Source organism: Sphingomonas sp. SORGH_AS_0438 (genome assembly GCF_031453475.1).
Taxonomy (GTDB): domain Bacteria; phylum Pseudomonadota; class Alphaproteobacteria; order Sphingomonadales; family Sphingomonadaceae; genus Sphingomonas.
On record NZ_JAVIZS010000001.1, the window covers coordinates 3,380,998 to 3,394,131 of the forward strand.

At 69.2% G+C, this 13,134-nt stretch carries 15 protein-coding genes, 1 tRNA gene and 1 pseudogene; 5 read left to right on the forward strand and 12 right to left on the reverse strand.

Translation table 11 applies throughout. From position 1 onward, the window contains the following. The first annotated feature begins 42 nt into the window (after positions 1-42). Positions 43-681 (forward strand): PEPxxWA-CTERM sorting domain-containing protein, encoded by a 639-nt coding sequence (locus QE452_RS15945; protein WP_309659292.1) that lies wholly within the window; start codon positions 43-45, stop codon positions 679-681. Positions 682-930: 249 nt separating this feature from the next. On the opposite strand, the gene QE452_RS15950 is transcribed toward QE452_RS15945, so the two are convergent. Further along, positions 931-1,006: transfer RNA gene (locus QE452_RS15950), tRNA-Lys, on the reverse strand. A gap of 13 nt (positions 1,007-1,019) precedes the next feature. Next, positions 1,020-1,493: a 2-amino-4-hydroxy-6-hydroxymethyldihydropteridine diphosphokinase gene (gene folK, locus QE452_RS15955; protein ID WP_309659291.1), complete on the reverse strand. Its 474-nt coding sequence runs from the start codon at positions 1,491-1,493 to the stop codon at positions 1,020-1,022. On the opposite strand from folK, the gene QE452_RS15960 reads away from it, so the two are divergent. Then, positions 1,492-2,184, forward strand: a complete 693-nt coding sequence (locus QE452_RS15960) for a uracil-DNA glycosylase (RefSeq protein WP_309659290.1) — start codon at positions 1,492-1,494, stop codon at positions 2,182-2,184. The genes folK and QE452_RS15960 overlap by 2 nt on opposite strands. Positions 2,185-2,373: 189 nt before the next feature. Here QE452_RS15960 and aguB read toward each other — a convergent pair whose 3' ends face one another. The 5 genes from aguB to QE452_RS15985 form a co-directional block, all read right to left on the reverse strand. After that, a complete protein-coding gene (aguB, locus tag QE452_RS15965) occupies positions 2,374-3,222 on the reverse strand; it encodes an N-carbamoylputrescine amidase (RefSeq protein ID WP_309659289.1) in 849 nt (282 codons plus the stop codon). Between the two features lie 52 nt (positions 3,223-3,274). Continuing rightward, complete coding sequence (locus tag QE452_RS15970; protein ID WP_309659288.1) at positions 3,275-4,267, reverse strand: agmatine deiminase family protein; 993 nt, start codon at positions 4,265-4,267, stop codon at positions 3,275-3,277. Continuing rightward, positions 4,264-5,904, reverse strand: coding sequence for a M28 family metallopeptidase (locus tag QE452_RS15975; protein WP_309659287.1), 1,641 nt, complete (start codon positions 5,902-5,904; stop codon positions 4,264-4,266). The genes QE452_RS15970 and QE452_RS15975 overlap by 4 nt, the downstream gene beginning before the upstream one ends. A 125-nt stretch (positions 5,905-6,029) precedes the next feature. Further along, a complete protein-coding gene (gene rpsD / locus QE452_RS15980) occupies positions 6,030-6,644 on the reverse strand; it encodes a 30S ribosomal protein S4 (protein ID WP_125994410.1) in 615 nt (204 codons plus the stop codon). A 194-nt stretch (positions 6,645-6,838) separates the two neighbouring features. Next, positions 6,839-7,084 (reverse strand): hypothetical protein, encoded by a 246-nt coding sequence (locus tag QE452_RS15985; protein WP_309659286.1) that lies wholly within the window; start codon positions 7,082-7,084, stop codon positions 6,839-6,841. Between the two features lie 115 nt (positions 7,085-7,199). On the opposite strand from QE452_RS15985, the gene QE452_RS15990 reads away from it, so the two are divergent. Then, a complete protein-coding gene (locus QE452_RS15990) occupies positions 7,200-7,508 on the forward strand; it encodes a chorismate mutase (protein ID WP_309659285.1) in 309 nt (102 codons plus the stop codon). Here the strand turns inward: QE452_RS15990 and QE452_RS15995 are convergent. The 5 genes and pseudogenes from QE452_RS15995 to dnaN all read right to left on the reverse strand — a co-directional run bounded on the left by QE452_RS15995 (position 7,443) and on the right by dnaN (position 11,157). Beyond that, positions 7,443-8,252 (reverse strand): RNA methyltransferase, encoded by an 810-nt coding sequence (locus tag QE452_RS15995; protein ID WP_309659284.1) that lies wholly within the window; start codon positions 8,250-8,252, stop codon positions 7,443-7,445. The two genes, QE452_RS15990 and QE452_RS15995, sit on opposite strands and share 66 nt — an antisense overlap. A gap of 42 nt (positions 8,253-8,294) precedes the next feature. Further along, the gene (gene recF, locus QE452_RS16000; RefSeq protein ID WP_309659283.1) at positions 8,295-9,335 is read right to left on the reverse strand and encodes a DNA replication/repair protein RecF; all 1,041 of its coding nucleotides are present in this window, start codon (positions 9,333-9,335) and stop codon (positions 8,295-8,297) included. 9 nt (positions 9,336-9,344) lie between these two features. After that, positions 9,345-9,764, reverse strand: coding sequence for a type II toxin-antitoxin system VapC family toxin (locus QE452_RS16005; RefSeq protein WP_309659282.1), 420 nt, complete (start codon positions 9,762-9,764; stop codon positions 9,345-9,347). Continuing rightward, positions 9,764-9,994, reverse strand: coding sequence for a hypothetical protein (locus QE452_RS16010; protein ID WP_309659281.1), 231 nt, complete (start codon positions 9,992-9,994; stop codon positions 9,764-9,766). The genes QE452_RS16005 and QE452_RS16010 overlap by 1 nt, the downstream gene beginning before the upstream one ends. A 45-nt stretch (positions 9,995-10,039) precedes the next feature. Continuing rightward, a pseudogene (dnaN, locus tag QE452_RS16015) lies at positions 10,040-11,157 on the reverse strand (DNA polymerase III subunit beta). Positions 11,158-11,331: 174 nt separating this feature from the next. On the opposite strand from dnaN, the gene QE452_RS16020 reads away from it, so the two are divergent. Further along, entirely contained in the window at positions 11,332-11,817 is a 486-nt protein-coding gene (locus QE452_RS16020) for a hypothetical protein (protein WP_309659280.1), read from the forward strand. Positions 11,818-11,896: 79 nt separating this feature from the next. Beyond that, a complete protein-coding gene (gene rlmN / locus QE452_RS16025) occupies positions 11,897-13,123 on the forward strand; it encodes a 23S rRNA (adenine(2503)-C(2))-methyltransferase RlmN (protein WP_125994418.1) in 1,227 nt (408 codons plus the stop codon). Positions 13,124-13,134: the final 11 nt, after the last annotated feature.

Genomic DNA, 13,134 nt, shown 5'->3' on the forward strand with positions numbered 1-13,134 from the left:
TGCCGCCTCGGGTCTTCTGGGCTCAACGAAGGACTTCTCTCTATGCGTCTCACCAAAGCTGCTCTGGCCGTGTCCGCGGTCTTCCTCGCACCGGCCGCGGCCAACGCCGCCGTGATCGGCAGCCTGGGGGGCGGCACCGGCACCTTCGCGACGCTGAGCAGCGCCGGCCTCGACGGCGGCACGGTCGCGACGCTCACCGGCGGCACCGTCTATGCCTCGGACCGGCCCTTCGCCGACATGCCCGAGGGCACGATCTTCGGCGGCACCTTCCTGGCGGCGGGTCCGCTCGCCGGCCAGCCGGCGCGGCTCAGCTTCGGCTCGGCGCTCAGCTATCTCAGCTTCCTCTGGGGCTCGCCGGACACTTATAACCGCCTGACGGTGTTCACCAACCAGGGCAGCTACGACTATACGGTCGACTCGCTTGACTTCGCGGTGCGCAACGGCAACCAGGCCTTCTCGCAATATGTGCAGTTCGCCGCGAGCGCGGGCGAGGCGATCACCGGCGTCTCCTTCACCAACGAGCCGGCGCGCGACGCGTTCGAGTCGGCCAACTTCAACTACACGCTCGCCACCGCCGCGGTGCCGGAGCCGGCCACCTGGGCGATGATGCTGCTCGGCTTCGCCATGATCGGCGCGGCCGCCCGCTATCGCCGTCGCGGCGTCGCGGTCACCTACGCCTGATCGGCATCGGAGCGGGTCGCCGGTCACCCGGCGGCCCGCCTCCACCCCCGGCCGATCCGATCAGGGTCGCCGCAGGATCGTGCCGCCGTCCTCTTCCATGGAATGGGAGGGAGACGGCGCGCAATCGCGATCCGTTATCGCGGACGGGTGTACGCTGGAGATAGGAACCGCATCCCATGGCGGGCGAGCGCGGTCGGAGCGCCGAACGCTGACACCGTAAGCGCGCTACAGTGGCGCGAGATGAGAGGATGGTGGGTCCGCCGGGGCTCGAACCCGGGACCTCTCGATTAAAAGTCGCTTGCTCTACCGACTGAGCTACGGACCCAATGGCCGCGTGACTAGGGACAGGGGCGGCGGCGGTCAACCATCGTGCGCAATTGTCGAATATGGCGATGGGTCACCGGATCGCGCCAGCGGCCCGCGACGGTGGCCAGCGGGACCAGCACGAAGTCGCGCGATCGGAAGGCGCCGTGCGGAATCGTCAGGTCGCGCGCGCGCCATGTCCCGCCCGACCACAGGATGATGTCCAGGTCGATCGGCCGCGCGCCCCAGCGCCGTCCGCGCCGCCGGCCGAGGTCGCGCTCGATCGCCTTCAGCCAGGCGAGCATCGCCGGGGGGGCAAGATCGCTGTCGACCAAAGCGGCGGCATTGGCGAAGCGGCGGATCGAGGGGCCGATCGGTGGCGTGCGGATGATCGGCGACACATGATGCGCGCCCAGCCGCGCGGCGGCGGCGGCCACCATCGCCTCCGGCCGGCCGGCGCGCCCGCTTCTGTTGGAGCCGAGCGCGATCGCATAGGTTGTACGCGTCATGGCCAGCGCTTACCCGCAAATCACCGCATCCGCATCCTCACCCATTCCGGAGACCGAACCGCCGCACGACTGTCCGCGCTGCCCGCGCCTGGTGGCGCTGCGCGAGACGCTGCGCGCCGAGCATCCGGACTGGTGGAACGCGCCGGTCACCGCCTTTGGCGACCCGGAGGCCTGGCTGGCGATCGTCGGCCTGGCGCCCGGCAAGCAGGGCGCGAACCGCACCGGGCGGCCCTTCACCGGCGATTATTCCGGCGACCTGCTGTTCGGAACGCTGCGCAAATATGGGCTGGCGGGGGGCACCTTCACCGCCGATCCGGGCGACGACCTGCACCTGAGCGGCGCGGCGATCGTCAATGCGGTCAAGTGCCTGCCCCCCGCGAACAAGCCGCTGCCGGAGGAAATCCGCAACTGCCGACCGTTTCTGGAGGGCCAGCTCGCCGCCCTGCCCCAGGTGCGGATCATCGTCGCGCTCGGCCAGATCGCGCACCAGTCAGCGGTGAAGGTGATGGGTGGTCGCCTGCCCAAGGCGCGCTTCGGTCATCTGGCGGAGCATGTCATGCCCGATGGCCGGGTGCTGATCGATAGCTATCACTGCTCGCGCTACAACCAGAATACCGGCCGCCTCACCACGCCGATGTTCGAGGCCGTCTTCGCCCGCGCGGTGGCGCTGCGGGCGGAGATGGCGGGCTAGAGCGGTTTCCCACCAGGTTGAACTACCCTCATCGCCCTGCGGGCGACCGCTTCGCGGCGGGGCGCTTTCGATCCGGGGCGGCGTTGCTTGTCGGTCACGATGCTTCGGCATCGCTCCCTTCGCGCGCCTTGCCCCGAACCGAAATCACCGCCGTGCCGATGATCCAACCTGATCGGAAACCGCTCTAGTTCAGATATCCTGCACCAGCCGGCCGTACAGCTCCGGCCGCCGGTCGCGGAAGAAGCCGAAGGCGGCGCGGTGGCGCTTGACCCGGTCGAGGTCGAGCGTCGCGACGATCACGCCCTCTTCCTCGCGGTCCAGCTCGGCCAGGATGTCGCCGCGCTCGTCGGTGATGAAGCTGGTGCCGTAGAAGGTCTGGCCATGTTCGGTGCCGACTCGATTGGCGGCGATCACCGGCACGACGTTCGACACCGCATGGCCGACCATCGCCCGCCGCCACAGTCGCGCGGTGTCGAGCGACGTGTCGTGCGGCTCGCTGCCGATCGCGGTGGGATAGAAGAGCAGTTCCGCCCCCATCAGCATCATCGCGCGCGCGGTCTCCGGATACCATTGGTCCCAGCAGACCCCGACGCCCAGCTTCGCCGAGGGGCCGTCCCACACTTTGAAGCCGGTATTGCCGGGGCGGAAGTAGAATTTCTCCTCATAGCCCGGTCCGTCCGGGATATGGCTCTTGCGATAGACGCCGCGCACCTCGCCGTCCGGGCCGATCATCGCCAGGCTGTTGTAATGATGGGGGCCGTCCGCCTCGAAGAAGCTGGTCGGGATCCACACTTTCAGCGCCTCGGCCAGTGCCTGCATCGCCAGCACCGCCTTGTGCTCGCCGACCGGACTAGCATTGGTGAACAGGCTCTCATCCTCGACGCGGCAGAAATATTCGCCTTCGAACAGTTCGGGCGGCAGGATCACCTGCGCCCCCTGGCCATGCGCCTCGCGCACCAGGCGCGAGACGTTGGCGATGTTCGCATCGATATCCGCCGAAAAGGCGAGCTGGAGCGCGGCGACGGTGATTTCGGTCATGCGCGCCCAGATAAGGGTTCAGGCGGCGTCCGTCACCCGCTTCCTGGGCGGATCAGGCGGGAATCTGCTGCGAGATGCAGTGGAAGCTGCCGCCGCCGGTCAGGATATGGTCGGCGCGCTGCCCCACCGCCTGCCGGTCGGGGAATAGCGCCTGCACCGCCGCCACCGCCGCATCGTCATTCTCCGCGCCATAGAGCGGCACGACCACGGCGGCGTTGCCGATATAGAAGTTCATATAGCTGGCGGGCACGATCTCGTCGTCGCGGATCACCCGGCCGGGCGAGGGGAGGGTGACGACCTCCAGCCCCGCCGCGGTCAGCGTGCGGTGCGCGGCCTGATAGACCTGCCAGTTGGGATCATTCTCCGCCGCCTCGGGGATCGCGACCCGGCCCTCGCCGACGAAACGCGCCAGATTGTCGACATGGCCGTCGGTATGGTCGTTGAGCAGCCCGTCGCCCAGCCACACCACGCGGGTCAGCCCCAGATCCTCGGCCAGCCGCGCGACGATCTGGTCGCGGGTCAGCGTCGGGTTGCGATTGGCGTTGAGCAGGCATTGCTCGGTGGTGACGACCGTACCGGTGCCGTCGCCGTCGATCGCGCCGCCCTCCAGCACCCAGTTGCAATAGCCGACCTTGCGGCCCTGCGTCTGCGCCAGCCGCATCCCGATCGTGTCGTCGCCGGGCAGGTCGTATTTGCCGCCCCAGCCGTTGAAGTCGAAATCGCGCGCCTGGCCGTCACCGATCAGGATCGGGCCGGTGTCGCGCAGCCAGATGTCGCCGAAGGGCTGCACCTCGACCTGCGCGAAGGGCGCGAGCGCGGCGGCGGCGGCGGCCGATTCGGCATTGGCGCAGACCAGGATCACCGTCTCGCCGCGCCCGTCGGCATGGACGGCACGAGCGAAGGCGGCGACCTCCGCACGCGCCGGCTCCAGATCCTCGACCCAGAGTTCGGGATGGCTGGGAAAGCCGATCCACACCGCCGAATGCGGTGCCCATTCGGCGGGCGGCGGCGGGGTGGTGGAGGCGGTGGTCGTCTGGTCGGTCATCGTGCGGTGTCTCGGCTACGGTCGCGAATGGCGCGGAATTCGGCGGTCGGATACCAGTTCGGCCACGAATTGCCATCCGCCAGCATCCGGCCGAGCTTGTAGTAGATCCGCAGATCGGACAGCGCACCCGACCAGTCCCATTTCGGATCATATTCGTCCGCCGGCTTGTGATAGCGGTTGGCGACATAATCCTCGGCCTTGGCATGGCCGGCGGCGGTGCCGCCCTCCACCAGGTCCTGGCCGGAATTGGCGTCGAGCATCGGCACGCCCAGCTTGGCGAAGGAGAAATGGTCGGACCGGTAATAGCCGCCGCGTTCCGGATTGCTCTCGGTCCCGATCACGCGATTCTCGCCGGCGACGATCGGCTTGACCAGATCCTCCAGCTCCGACTTGCCCGCGCCCGCGATCACGAAGTCGCGCGCCAGGCCGTTGACGTTGAGCACGTCCATATTGACCCCGCCGACCGTGCGGCCGAGCGGATAGATGGGATGCTCCGCATAATAGCGCGAGCCGAGCAGCCCCGACTCCTCCGCCGTCACCGCCAGGAAGCCGATCGAGCGCTTCGCCGGCCCCGCCTTGGCCTGCGCCTCGGCCAGCGCGACCAGCCCAGCGACGCCCGAGGCATTGTCGACCGCGCCGTTGCAGATATCGTCGCCATCGACCGGATCGCACCGGCCCAGATGGTCCCAATGCGCCGAATAGAGGACATAGTCGTCGGGCTGCGCGGTGCCCGGCAGCACGCCGATGACGTTCTTCGACGCCTGCCGCCGGATCGTGTTGCGGAAGCTGAGCGACATGCGCGCGTCCAGCGGCACCGCCTTGAAGCCCTTGTGCGTCGCCGCCTCGGCCAGGGCGGTGAAATCCCGGCCCGATGCGGCGAACAGCGCCTGCGCCTGGGGCAGCTGCATCCAGCCGATCACCTGGCTCTGGTCGAGGTGATCGCCCTTCTCGTCCAGTTCGAGCTGCGGCCCGGTCCAGGAGGATTGCACCACTGCCCAGGGATAGGCGGCCGGTTCGGTCTGGTGGACGATGATCGCGGCGGCGGCGCCATGCTTGGCCGCATTCTCGAACTTATAGGGCCAGCGGCCGTACCAGGTCATCGCCCGGCCCTCGAACGGCCCCTCGCGGCCCATGGTCTGCCAGTCGGCGTCGTTGATCAGGATGACGACGGTCTTCCCCTTCACGTCGACGCCGGCATAATCGTCCCAGCCCTTTTCCGGCGCGGTGATGCCATAGCCGACGAAGACGACCGGGCTGTCCTTGACCGCGACCGACGGCGTGACGCGATAGGTGCCCGCGACCATGTCGGTGCGATAGGCCAGGCGCTGCGCCGGCTTGCCCGGCACGGTGAAGGTCATCGGCGACATGTCGGTGGCGGTGATCTCGACCATCGGCACGGCCTGAGTCCATGCGCCGTGATTGCCGGGCTTCAGCCCCGCCGCCTTGAACCGCTCAATGATGTACGCGACCGTCTTCTCCTCGCCCGCCGTGGTCGGTGCGCGACCTTCATAGGCGTCGGACGACAGCGTCTGGGTGACGGTCTTCAGCGTCTCTAGCGAGATGGCGGGCGTGGGCGCGGTCTGCGCAAGGGCGGGCGTTGCGACGGTGGCCAGCAGGGCAAGGATGGTGAGGCGCATGGTGTCTCCTGGATGCGCCCCATGATGTGGCCGGGGTCGCCGCGCCGAGCAAATGAAAAGGCACGAAAAAAGGCGGCCCCCGCCAGGGGGACCGCCCGTTTTCGTGCTCGTGGTCGAACCGTCGGTTAGCGCGAGTAGAACTCGACGACCAGGTTCGGTTCCATCTTCACCGGATAGGGCACCTCGTCCAGCGTCGGGACGCGAACGAAGGTGATCTTGGCGTTGCCGTCCGGCGCGACATAATCGGGCACTTCACGCTCGGCGAGGTTCTGCGCCTCGAGCACCAGCGCCATTTCCTTGGCCTTGGTGCCCAGCGTGATCTCGTCGCCGACGAAGCAGCGACGCGACGCGATGTTGCACTTCACGCCGTTGACGCGGATGTGGCCGTGGCTGACCAGCTGGCGGGCGGCGAAGATCGTCGGCGCGAACTTGGCGCGATAGACGATCATGTCCAGGCGCTGCTCCAGCAGACCGATCAGGTTCTGCGAGGTGTCGCCCTTCATGCGGGCGGCCTCCTGGTAGCACTGCTTGAACTGCTTCTCGGTGACGTCGCCGTAATAGCCCTTCAGCTTCTGCTTGGCGCGCAGCTGGATGCCATAGTCGGAGACCTTGCCCTTGCGGCGCTGGCCGTGCTGGCCGGGGCCGTATTCGCGCTTGTTGACCGGCGACTTGGGGCGGCCCCAGATGTTCTCGCCAAGACGGCGATCGAGCTTGTGCTTGGCGCTGTGGCGCTTCGACATCGTAATTCCTTGCAACTGACAACAACGTTGGTCCCGGTATCGCTCCGCGACTCGGACGAATGAGGATTCTCATGCGCAGGAGAGCAGGGCCGCCGCTTCACCGGGATGCGGGGCCGATTGCGAAGGGGCGCGCCTAGCCGCAGGCGGCCCCGGAGTCAAGCTGACGGGTCAAGCTGGCGCCGGGGCGGACGGGATCAGCGCGGTGCGCCGGTCCGTCCGCCATTGATGCGCCGGGCGTTCTCCGCCGCGCCGGCATTGGCGCTGTCGATCTCAGCCCACTCCGCCTTGCTGTGGCAGGTGCGCTTGGCCATGATCGAGCCGAGCGGCACCTCCTTGCGGCAGACCGGCTTCTCGGTCGCGACCGGCGTGGGCGCGGCGGCGGGTGTTTCCGGCGCGATCGTCTGGGCGGCAAGGGCGGCAGACAGCAAGAGCATGAACATGGGCGGTTTTCCCTGAAAAAGAGACAGGGGATATGACCTGAAATCCCAGGCGAATGCAAAGCCTGATCGTGATGCCGCATTGGCGGAGCCGACCGGCATCGCTAGAGCGGCGCCCATGTCCGACACGATCCTGCCCGGCCCCGACTGCACCACCATGACCGAGGTCCGCGCCGGCGTCGACGCGCTCGACCGCGAACTGGTCGCGCTGCTCGCCCGGCGCTTCGCCTATATGGACGCGGCCGCGCGGATCAAACCGGCGCGCGGCGCGGTGCGCGACGAGGCGCGCAAGGCCGAGGTCATCGCCCATGCCCGGGTCGAGGCGGAGCGGCTCAGCCTGCCGGCGGCGGTGATCGCCGACCTATGGGAGCGGCTGGTCGAGGCCTCGATCGCCTATGAGCTCGACCGGTTCGACCGCACCCGCTGATTCCTCCGCACGGCCGCGCCGCAGCTTCGCGCCCTCCAGCGCCGACAGCACGCCGCGCAGCGTGCGGACCTCCTGGCTCGACCAGCCCGGCTTGGTCAGCAGCGTGCGCAGCGTGCGGCGGGTCGTCTCCTTGCGCTCGGGCGGGAAGTAGAAATGCGCCGCCTCCAGCATCGAATCGAGCTGGCCGATCATCCCCTCCAGCTCGCCCTGCGGGGCCGGGGGCGGCAGGTCGGTTTCGGGCGGCTGGGCCAGCGACTGGTGCTTGGACCATTCATAGGCGACCAGGATCACCGCCTGCGCCAGGTTCAGGCTGCCGAACTCCGGGTTGATCGGCACGGTGACGATGGTGCGGGCCAGCGCGACATCGTCGGTCTCCAGCCCCGATCGCTCGGGCCCGAACAGGAAGGCGCTGCGCCCCGGTTCGGCCTGGATCGCGGTGGCGGCCTCCTCGGGCGTGACGACGGGCTTGGTCACGCCCCGCTTGCGCACCGTGGTGGCATAGACATGGGCGCAGTCCGCCACCGCCTCGGCGACCGAATCGAACAGCGTCGCCCCCTCCAGCACCAGGTCCGCGCCGGAGGCGGCGGGGCCGGCCTGGGGATTGGGCCAGCCGTCGCGCGGCGCCACCAGCCGCAGCTCGGTCAGGCCGAAATTGAGCATGGCGCGCGCGGCCTTGCCGATATTCTCGCCCAATTGCGGGCGGACCAGGACGATGACCGGCTTGGGGGCGGGGGAGGCAGACATAGGCTCCCTTTTCCGCGTCTCGCGCGCAAAGTCGAGCGGGCGCTATAATTCGATGCGCGTCGCTTCCGTGGAAAGGTCGGCGAACAGCGCCGCCTCGGTGCCGGTCATCCAGGTCTGCCCGCGCCCGTCCAGCCGCGCGAACAGCGCCGCGCGCCGGCCGGGGTCGAGATGCGCGGCGACTTCGTCGAGCAGCAGCACGGGCGCGCGACCGGTCCGTTCCGCGACCAGCTCGGCATGGGCGAGGACGATGCCGATCAGCAGCGCCTTCTGCTCGCCGGTCGAGGCGAGCGCCGCGCCTTGCGCCTTCTCGCGGTGGACGACCGACAGGTCGGCGCGATGCGGGCCGATCAGCGTGCGGCCGGCGGCGGCGTCGCGGCGGCGGCCCAGCGTCAGCGCGCGGGCGAAGGACTCGACTTGCACCGGCTCGCCCAGCAGGTGCAGCCGGGCATGGGGAAAGGCCCCCGCCGCCGCCGCGTCGAGCCGTTCGGCGAGCAGCGCGACCGTCTCCAGCCGCGCCGCGTCGAGCGCCGCGCCATGCTCGGCCATGCGCGCCTCCAGCGCGGTCAGCCATTCGGGATCGGCAGGATGCTCGCCCGCCAGCAGCCGGTTGCGCTCGCGCATCGCCGCCTCGTAGCGGCTGGCATGACTGGCATGGGCCGGCGACAGGGCGAGCACTAGCCGGTCGAGGAAGCGCCGCCGCTCCCCCGCCGGCTCGACGAACAGCCGGTCGGTGGCGGGGGTGAGCCAGAGCGGCGTGATCCACTCGGTCAGCCCGGTCGCGGTGGCGGTCGCGCCTTGGATGCGGACGATGCGGCGATCCGGCGCGGGGGCCTGGGTGCCGGTGGCCAGCTCCACGCCCGCGACCGTCGCCGCCACGCCCCAGCCGCCCGGCCCCCCCTGCCGCGCCATCGCCGCCAGCGGCGCGCGGCGCAGCCCGCGACCGGGCGTGAGCAGCGACACCGCCTCCAGCACATTGGTCTTCCCCACCCCGTTCGCGCCGGTCAGCACCACGAAGCCGGGGCCGGGCGCGAGGCTCAGCGCGTCATGGTTGCGGAAATCGCTGAGGGTGAGGCGGTCGAGCAAGGGGCGGGGTCAGGAATGAACAGCGATTCCGCGTGCCATGGCGGACGCGGCCAAGTCGTGGTCGAAGGTCGCGAGCGCGGCCCCGGCGCGCAGCGTGACGGCAAGATGCAAGGCATCGGCCGCGCGCAGGCCGCGTGGCGGCGTGTTCACCAGATCGGCGGCCTGGCGAAAATGCGATTCGTCGATCGACAGCATCGAGCAGCGCGCCAGGCGGAACTCCGTCCACACGGCATCGATGGATGCCAGCGCGGCATCGTCCAGCACCCCGCGCCGATACTTCATCGCCAGGGCACTTGCGACCTCGGTCAGCGTCCAGGCGCTGATCGCCAGCGGATCGGCCGGCACGGATCGCAGCCACGTGCGCGCCCGCTCGCTATGCGGTTCATTGGTCAACGCCGCGACGATCAGCGACGTGTCGCAATAGATCACTAGTAGCGTGCCTCGCGCCGCATTGCCGCGACGCTGTCGTTCGCATCGAAGGGCAGCGTCGCGGCCAGCGCATCGAGTCGGGTGAGATCGAAGGCCGCCGCTGTCGGCACCGGCGCCAGCCGGGCGACGATCATGCCACCCCGCTCGATCTCGATCTGCTCGCCGATCTCGACCCGGCGGACCAGTTCGTCGAGCCGATCGGCCGCATCGCGGATGTCATAGGCTTCCATGATCGAACTCCTTCCTCGCCGGGCTGCCGCCCGAACCGCGTGCGGTCACACCCGCATCGGCATCAGCACGTACAGCGCGGGCGCCTTGTCGTTCTCGCGGATCAGCGTCGGCGCGCTGGCGTCGGCCAGGTGGACCTCGACCAGGTCGCTGTCGATCTGGCCCAGGATGTCGAGCAGGTAGCGGCTGTTGAAGCCGATCTCGAACGGCGTCGACGTATATTCGCCGGGCACTTCCTCGGCCGCCGTGCCGTTTTCCGGGCTGCTGACCGACAGGGTGATCTTGTCGCGGTCCAGCGCCATCTTCACCGCGCGGGTCTTCTCGGTCGCGATGGTGGAGACGCGGTCGACGCCCTCCATGAAGCTCTTGGGGTCGAGCTTCAGGATCTTGTCGTTGCCGGTCGGGATGACGCGCGAATAATCGGGGAAGGTGCCGTCGATCAGCTTGGAGGTCAGGATCGCCCGGCCCAGGTCGAAGCGGATCTTGGTGCCCGACAGCGCGACACGCCGACCGACCCGTCCACCTCGTCGAGCAGCTTGCGCAGCTCGGCGACGCATTTGCGCGGCACGATCACGTCCGGCATCTGCTCGGCGCCCTCGGGACGCGGCATGGTGACGCGCGCCAGCCGGTGGCCGTCGGTCGCCGCCGCCTTCAGCACCGGCTCCGGCCCGTCGGTGGCGACGTGCAGGAAGATGCCGTTCAGATAATAGCGCGTCTCCTCGGTGGAGATGGCGAAGCGCGTCTTGTCGATGATCTGCTTCAGCGTCTCGGCCGGCAGCTCGAACTGGGTCGGCAGCTCGCCCTCGGCGATCACCGGGAAATCGTCGCGCGGCAGCGTGCCGAGCGAGAAGCGGGCGCGGCCGGCGACGATGGTCATGCGCCCCTCGGCGGCGGACAGCGACACCTGCGCCCCCTCGGGCAGCTTGCGCGCAATGTCGAACAGCGTGTGCGCGGACACGGTGGTCGATCCGGGCTGGTCGACCGCGGCGGACACCTGCTCGTTAATTTGCAGGTCGAGGTCGGTCGCCATCATCTTCAGATGGCCGTCGGTGGTCGCCTCGAGCAGGACGTTGGACAGGATGGGGATGGTGTTGCGGCGCTCCACCACCGATTGCACATGGCTCAGCCCCTTCAGGAGCGTCGCGCGTTCGATCGTCGCCTTCATATCATCCCCCAGGCCCGACTTCGGCCGATTTGGATTGCAGTCCTAGCCGATTGACCGGGAGGAGCAAGCGTTCCTCCCTGCGTCAGCCAGCCGAATCTGGCGGTTCAACGCGGTTTGCCGTTGCATCGCTCCGCCCGAGGATCGACATGCCCGCGCATGAGGATGGCGCGACACATGGGATTGCTGGCGACCCTCTGGCTGATCGCGGCCGGGCCGGTGGCGGCGCGCGAGACGATCGGCGTGTGGCGCAGCTGGGGCGCGTTCCGCGACCGCGACCGCTGCTATGCCATCGCCGGCCCCGCCTCGGCGGGTGGCGCGTCGCGTTGGCGCCCCTTCGCCAGCGTCGCGCGCTGGACCGAGGCGAGCGCGGGGCGGGGCCTGCGCGCCTCGCTCCACGTCCGGCTCAGCCGCGAGCGCGACCGCTCCGCGCCCGTCACGCTGACGGTCGGCGAGCGCCGGTTCGCGCTGGTCGGCAACGGCGTCGACGCCTTCGCCACCGATGCGGAAAGCGACCGGGCGATCGTCGCGGCGCTGCGCGGCGCGCGCAGCATGAGCATCGAGACGGTCGGCGTGCGCGGCCGCCCCTTCGCCGACAGCTATGCCCTGCGCGGCGCGGCCACCGCGATCGATGCGGCGATCCTGGCCTGTGCGGGACGATAGAAAGGCCCGACGAAGCCACCGGTCCGGATGGTTCCGTGAGACAGTGGAAAAAGCCTCGCGGATCGGCTATAGGCGCGCGATGCAGACAGCCGCGAACCTGATGCCCATTCCGGGGCATGTCGATCCCGTGCCCGTGCCCCGCGCGGCCGCACCTCGCAGCGACGGGCGGGTCGACCTGATCGGCCTGACCCGCGACCAGATTCGCGCCGCGCTCGAATCGGCGGGGCTGGAGCCCAAGCAGGCGAAGCTGCGCGCCAAGCAGATCTTCCATTGGCTCTACAATCGCGGCGCGACCGAATTCGCGCAGATGACCGACATCGCCAAGGCGCAGCATCCCTGGCTGACCGAACGATTCGTGGTCGGCCGGCCCGAGGTGGTCGAGGCGCAGGTGTCGACCGACGGCACGCGCAAATGGCTGCTCCGCTCGCCCGACGGGCAGGATTACGAGGCGGTGTTCATCCCCGATGCGGATCGCGGCACCCTGTGCGTGTCAAGCCAGGTCGGCTGCACGCTCAACTGCACCTTCTGCCACACCGGCACGATGCGGCTGGTGCGCAACCTGACCGCGGGCGAGATCGTCGGCCAGGTGATGCTGGCGCGCGACGCGCTGGGCGAATGGCCGTCCCAGCCGGAGGGGCGGATGCTCACCAACATCGTGATGATGGGGATGGGCGAGCCGCTCTATAATTTCGACCATGTCCGCGACGCGTTGAAGCTGGTGATGGACGGCGATGGCCTGGCCCTGTCCAAGCGGCGCATCACCCTGTCGACCAGCGGCGTGGTGCCGATGATGGCGCGCGCCGGCGAGGAGATCGGCGTTAACCTGGCGGTGTCGCTCCATGCGGTGACCAAGGAGGTGCGCGACGAGATCGTGCCGCTCAACCGCAAATACGGCATCGAGGAGCTGCTCCAGGCATGCGCCGACTATCCGGGCGCGAACAATGCCCGGCGCATCACCTTCGAATATGTGATGCTGAAGGACAAGAACGACTCGGACGAAGAGGCGCACGAGCTGGTCCGCCTGCTGCGCAAGTATCGCTTGCCGGCCAAGGTCAACCTGATCCCCTTCAACCCCTGGCCCGGCGCGCCCTATGACACGTCGACGCCGGAGCGGGTGCGGCGATTCTCCGACATCATCTTCGAGGCGGGCATTTCCGCCCCCGTCCGCACCCCGCGCGGCCGCGACATCGACGCCGCCTGCGGGCAGCTGAAGACCGCCGCCGAGAAGAAGTCGCGCGCCGAGCGCGACCGCGAGGCGGCGGCGGACGCGGCCGCCCAGGCCCCGACCGAAACCGCCGCCGCCTGATCCGGGGCGGG

Excerpts from the sequence above, each read along its gene's own strand:
- QE452_RS15945 (WP_309659292.1), top strand. The coding sequence starts at position 43 with ATGCGTCTCACCAAAGCTGCTCTGGCCGTGTCCGCGGTCTTCCTCGCA.
- QE452_RS15960 (WP_309659290.1), top strand. The coding sequence starts at position 1,492 with ATGGCCAGCGCTTACCCGCAAATCACCGCATCCGCATCCTCACCCATT.
- folK (WP_309659291.1), bottom strand. The coding sequence starts at position 1,493 with ATGACGCGTACAACCTATGCGATCGCGCTCGGCTCCAACAGAAGCGGG.
- aguB (WP_309659289.1), bottom strand. The coding sequence starts at position 3,222 with ATGACCGAAATCACCGTCGCCGCGCTCCAGCTCGCCTTTTCGGCGGAT.
- QE452_RS15970 (WP_309659288.1), bottom strand. The coding sequence starts at position 4,267 with ATGACCGACCAGACGACCACCGCCTCCACCACCCCGCCGCCGCCCGCC.
- QE452_RS15975 (WP_309659287.1), bottom strand. The coding sequence starts at position 5,904 with ATGCGCCTCACCATCCTTGCCCTGCTGGCCACCGTCGCAACGCCCGCC.
- rpsD (WP_125994410.1), bottom strand. The coding sequence starts at position 6,644 with ATGTCGAAGCGCCACAGCGCCAAGCACAAGCTCGATCGCCGTCTTGGC.
- QE452_RS15985 (WP_309659286.1), bottom strand. The coding sequence starts at position 7,084 with ATGTTCATGCTCTTGCTGTCTGCCGCCCTTGCCGCCCAGACGATCGCG.
- QE452_RS15990 (WP_309659285.1), top strand. The coding sequence starts at position 7,200 with ATGTCCGACACGATCCTGCCCGGCCCCGACTGCACCACCATGACCGAG.
- QE452_RS15995 (WP_309659284.1), bottom strand. The coding sequence starts at position 8,252 with ATGTCTGCCTCCCCCGCCCCCAAGCCGGTCATCGTCCTGGTCCGCCCG.
- QE452_RS16010 (WP_309659281.1), bottom strand. The coding sequence starts at position 9,994 with ATGGAAGCCTATGACATCCGCGATGCGGCCGATCGGCTCGACGAACTG.
- QE452_RS16020 (WP_309659280.1), top strand. The coding sequence starts at position 11,332 with ATGGGATTGCTGGCGACCCTCTGGCTGATCGCGGCCGGGCCGGTGGCG.
- rlmN (WP_125994418.1), top strand. The coding sequence starts at position 11,897 with ATGCAGACAGCCGCGAACCTGATGCCCATTCCGGGGCATGTCGATCCC.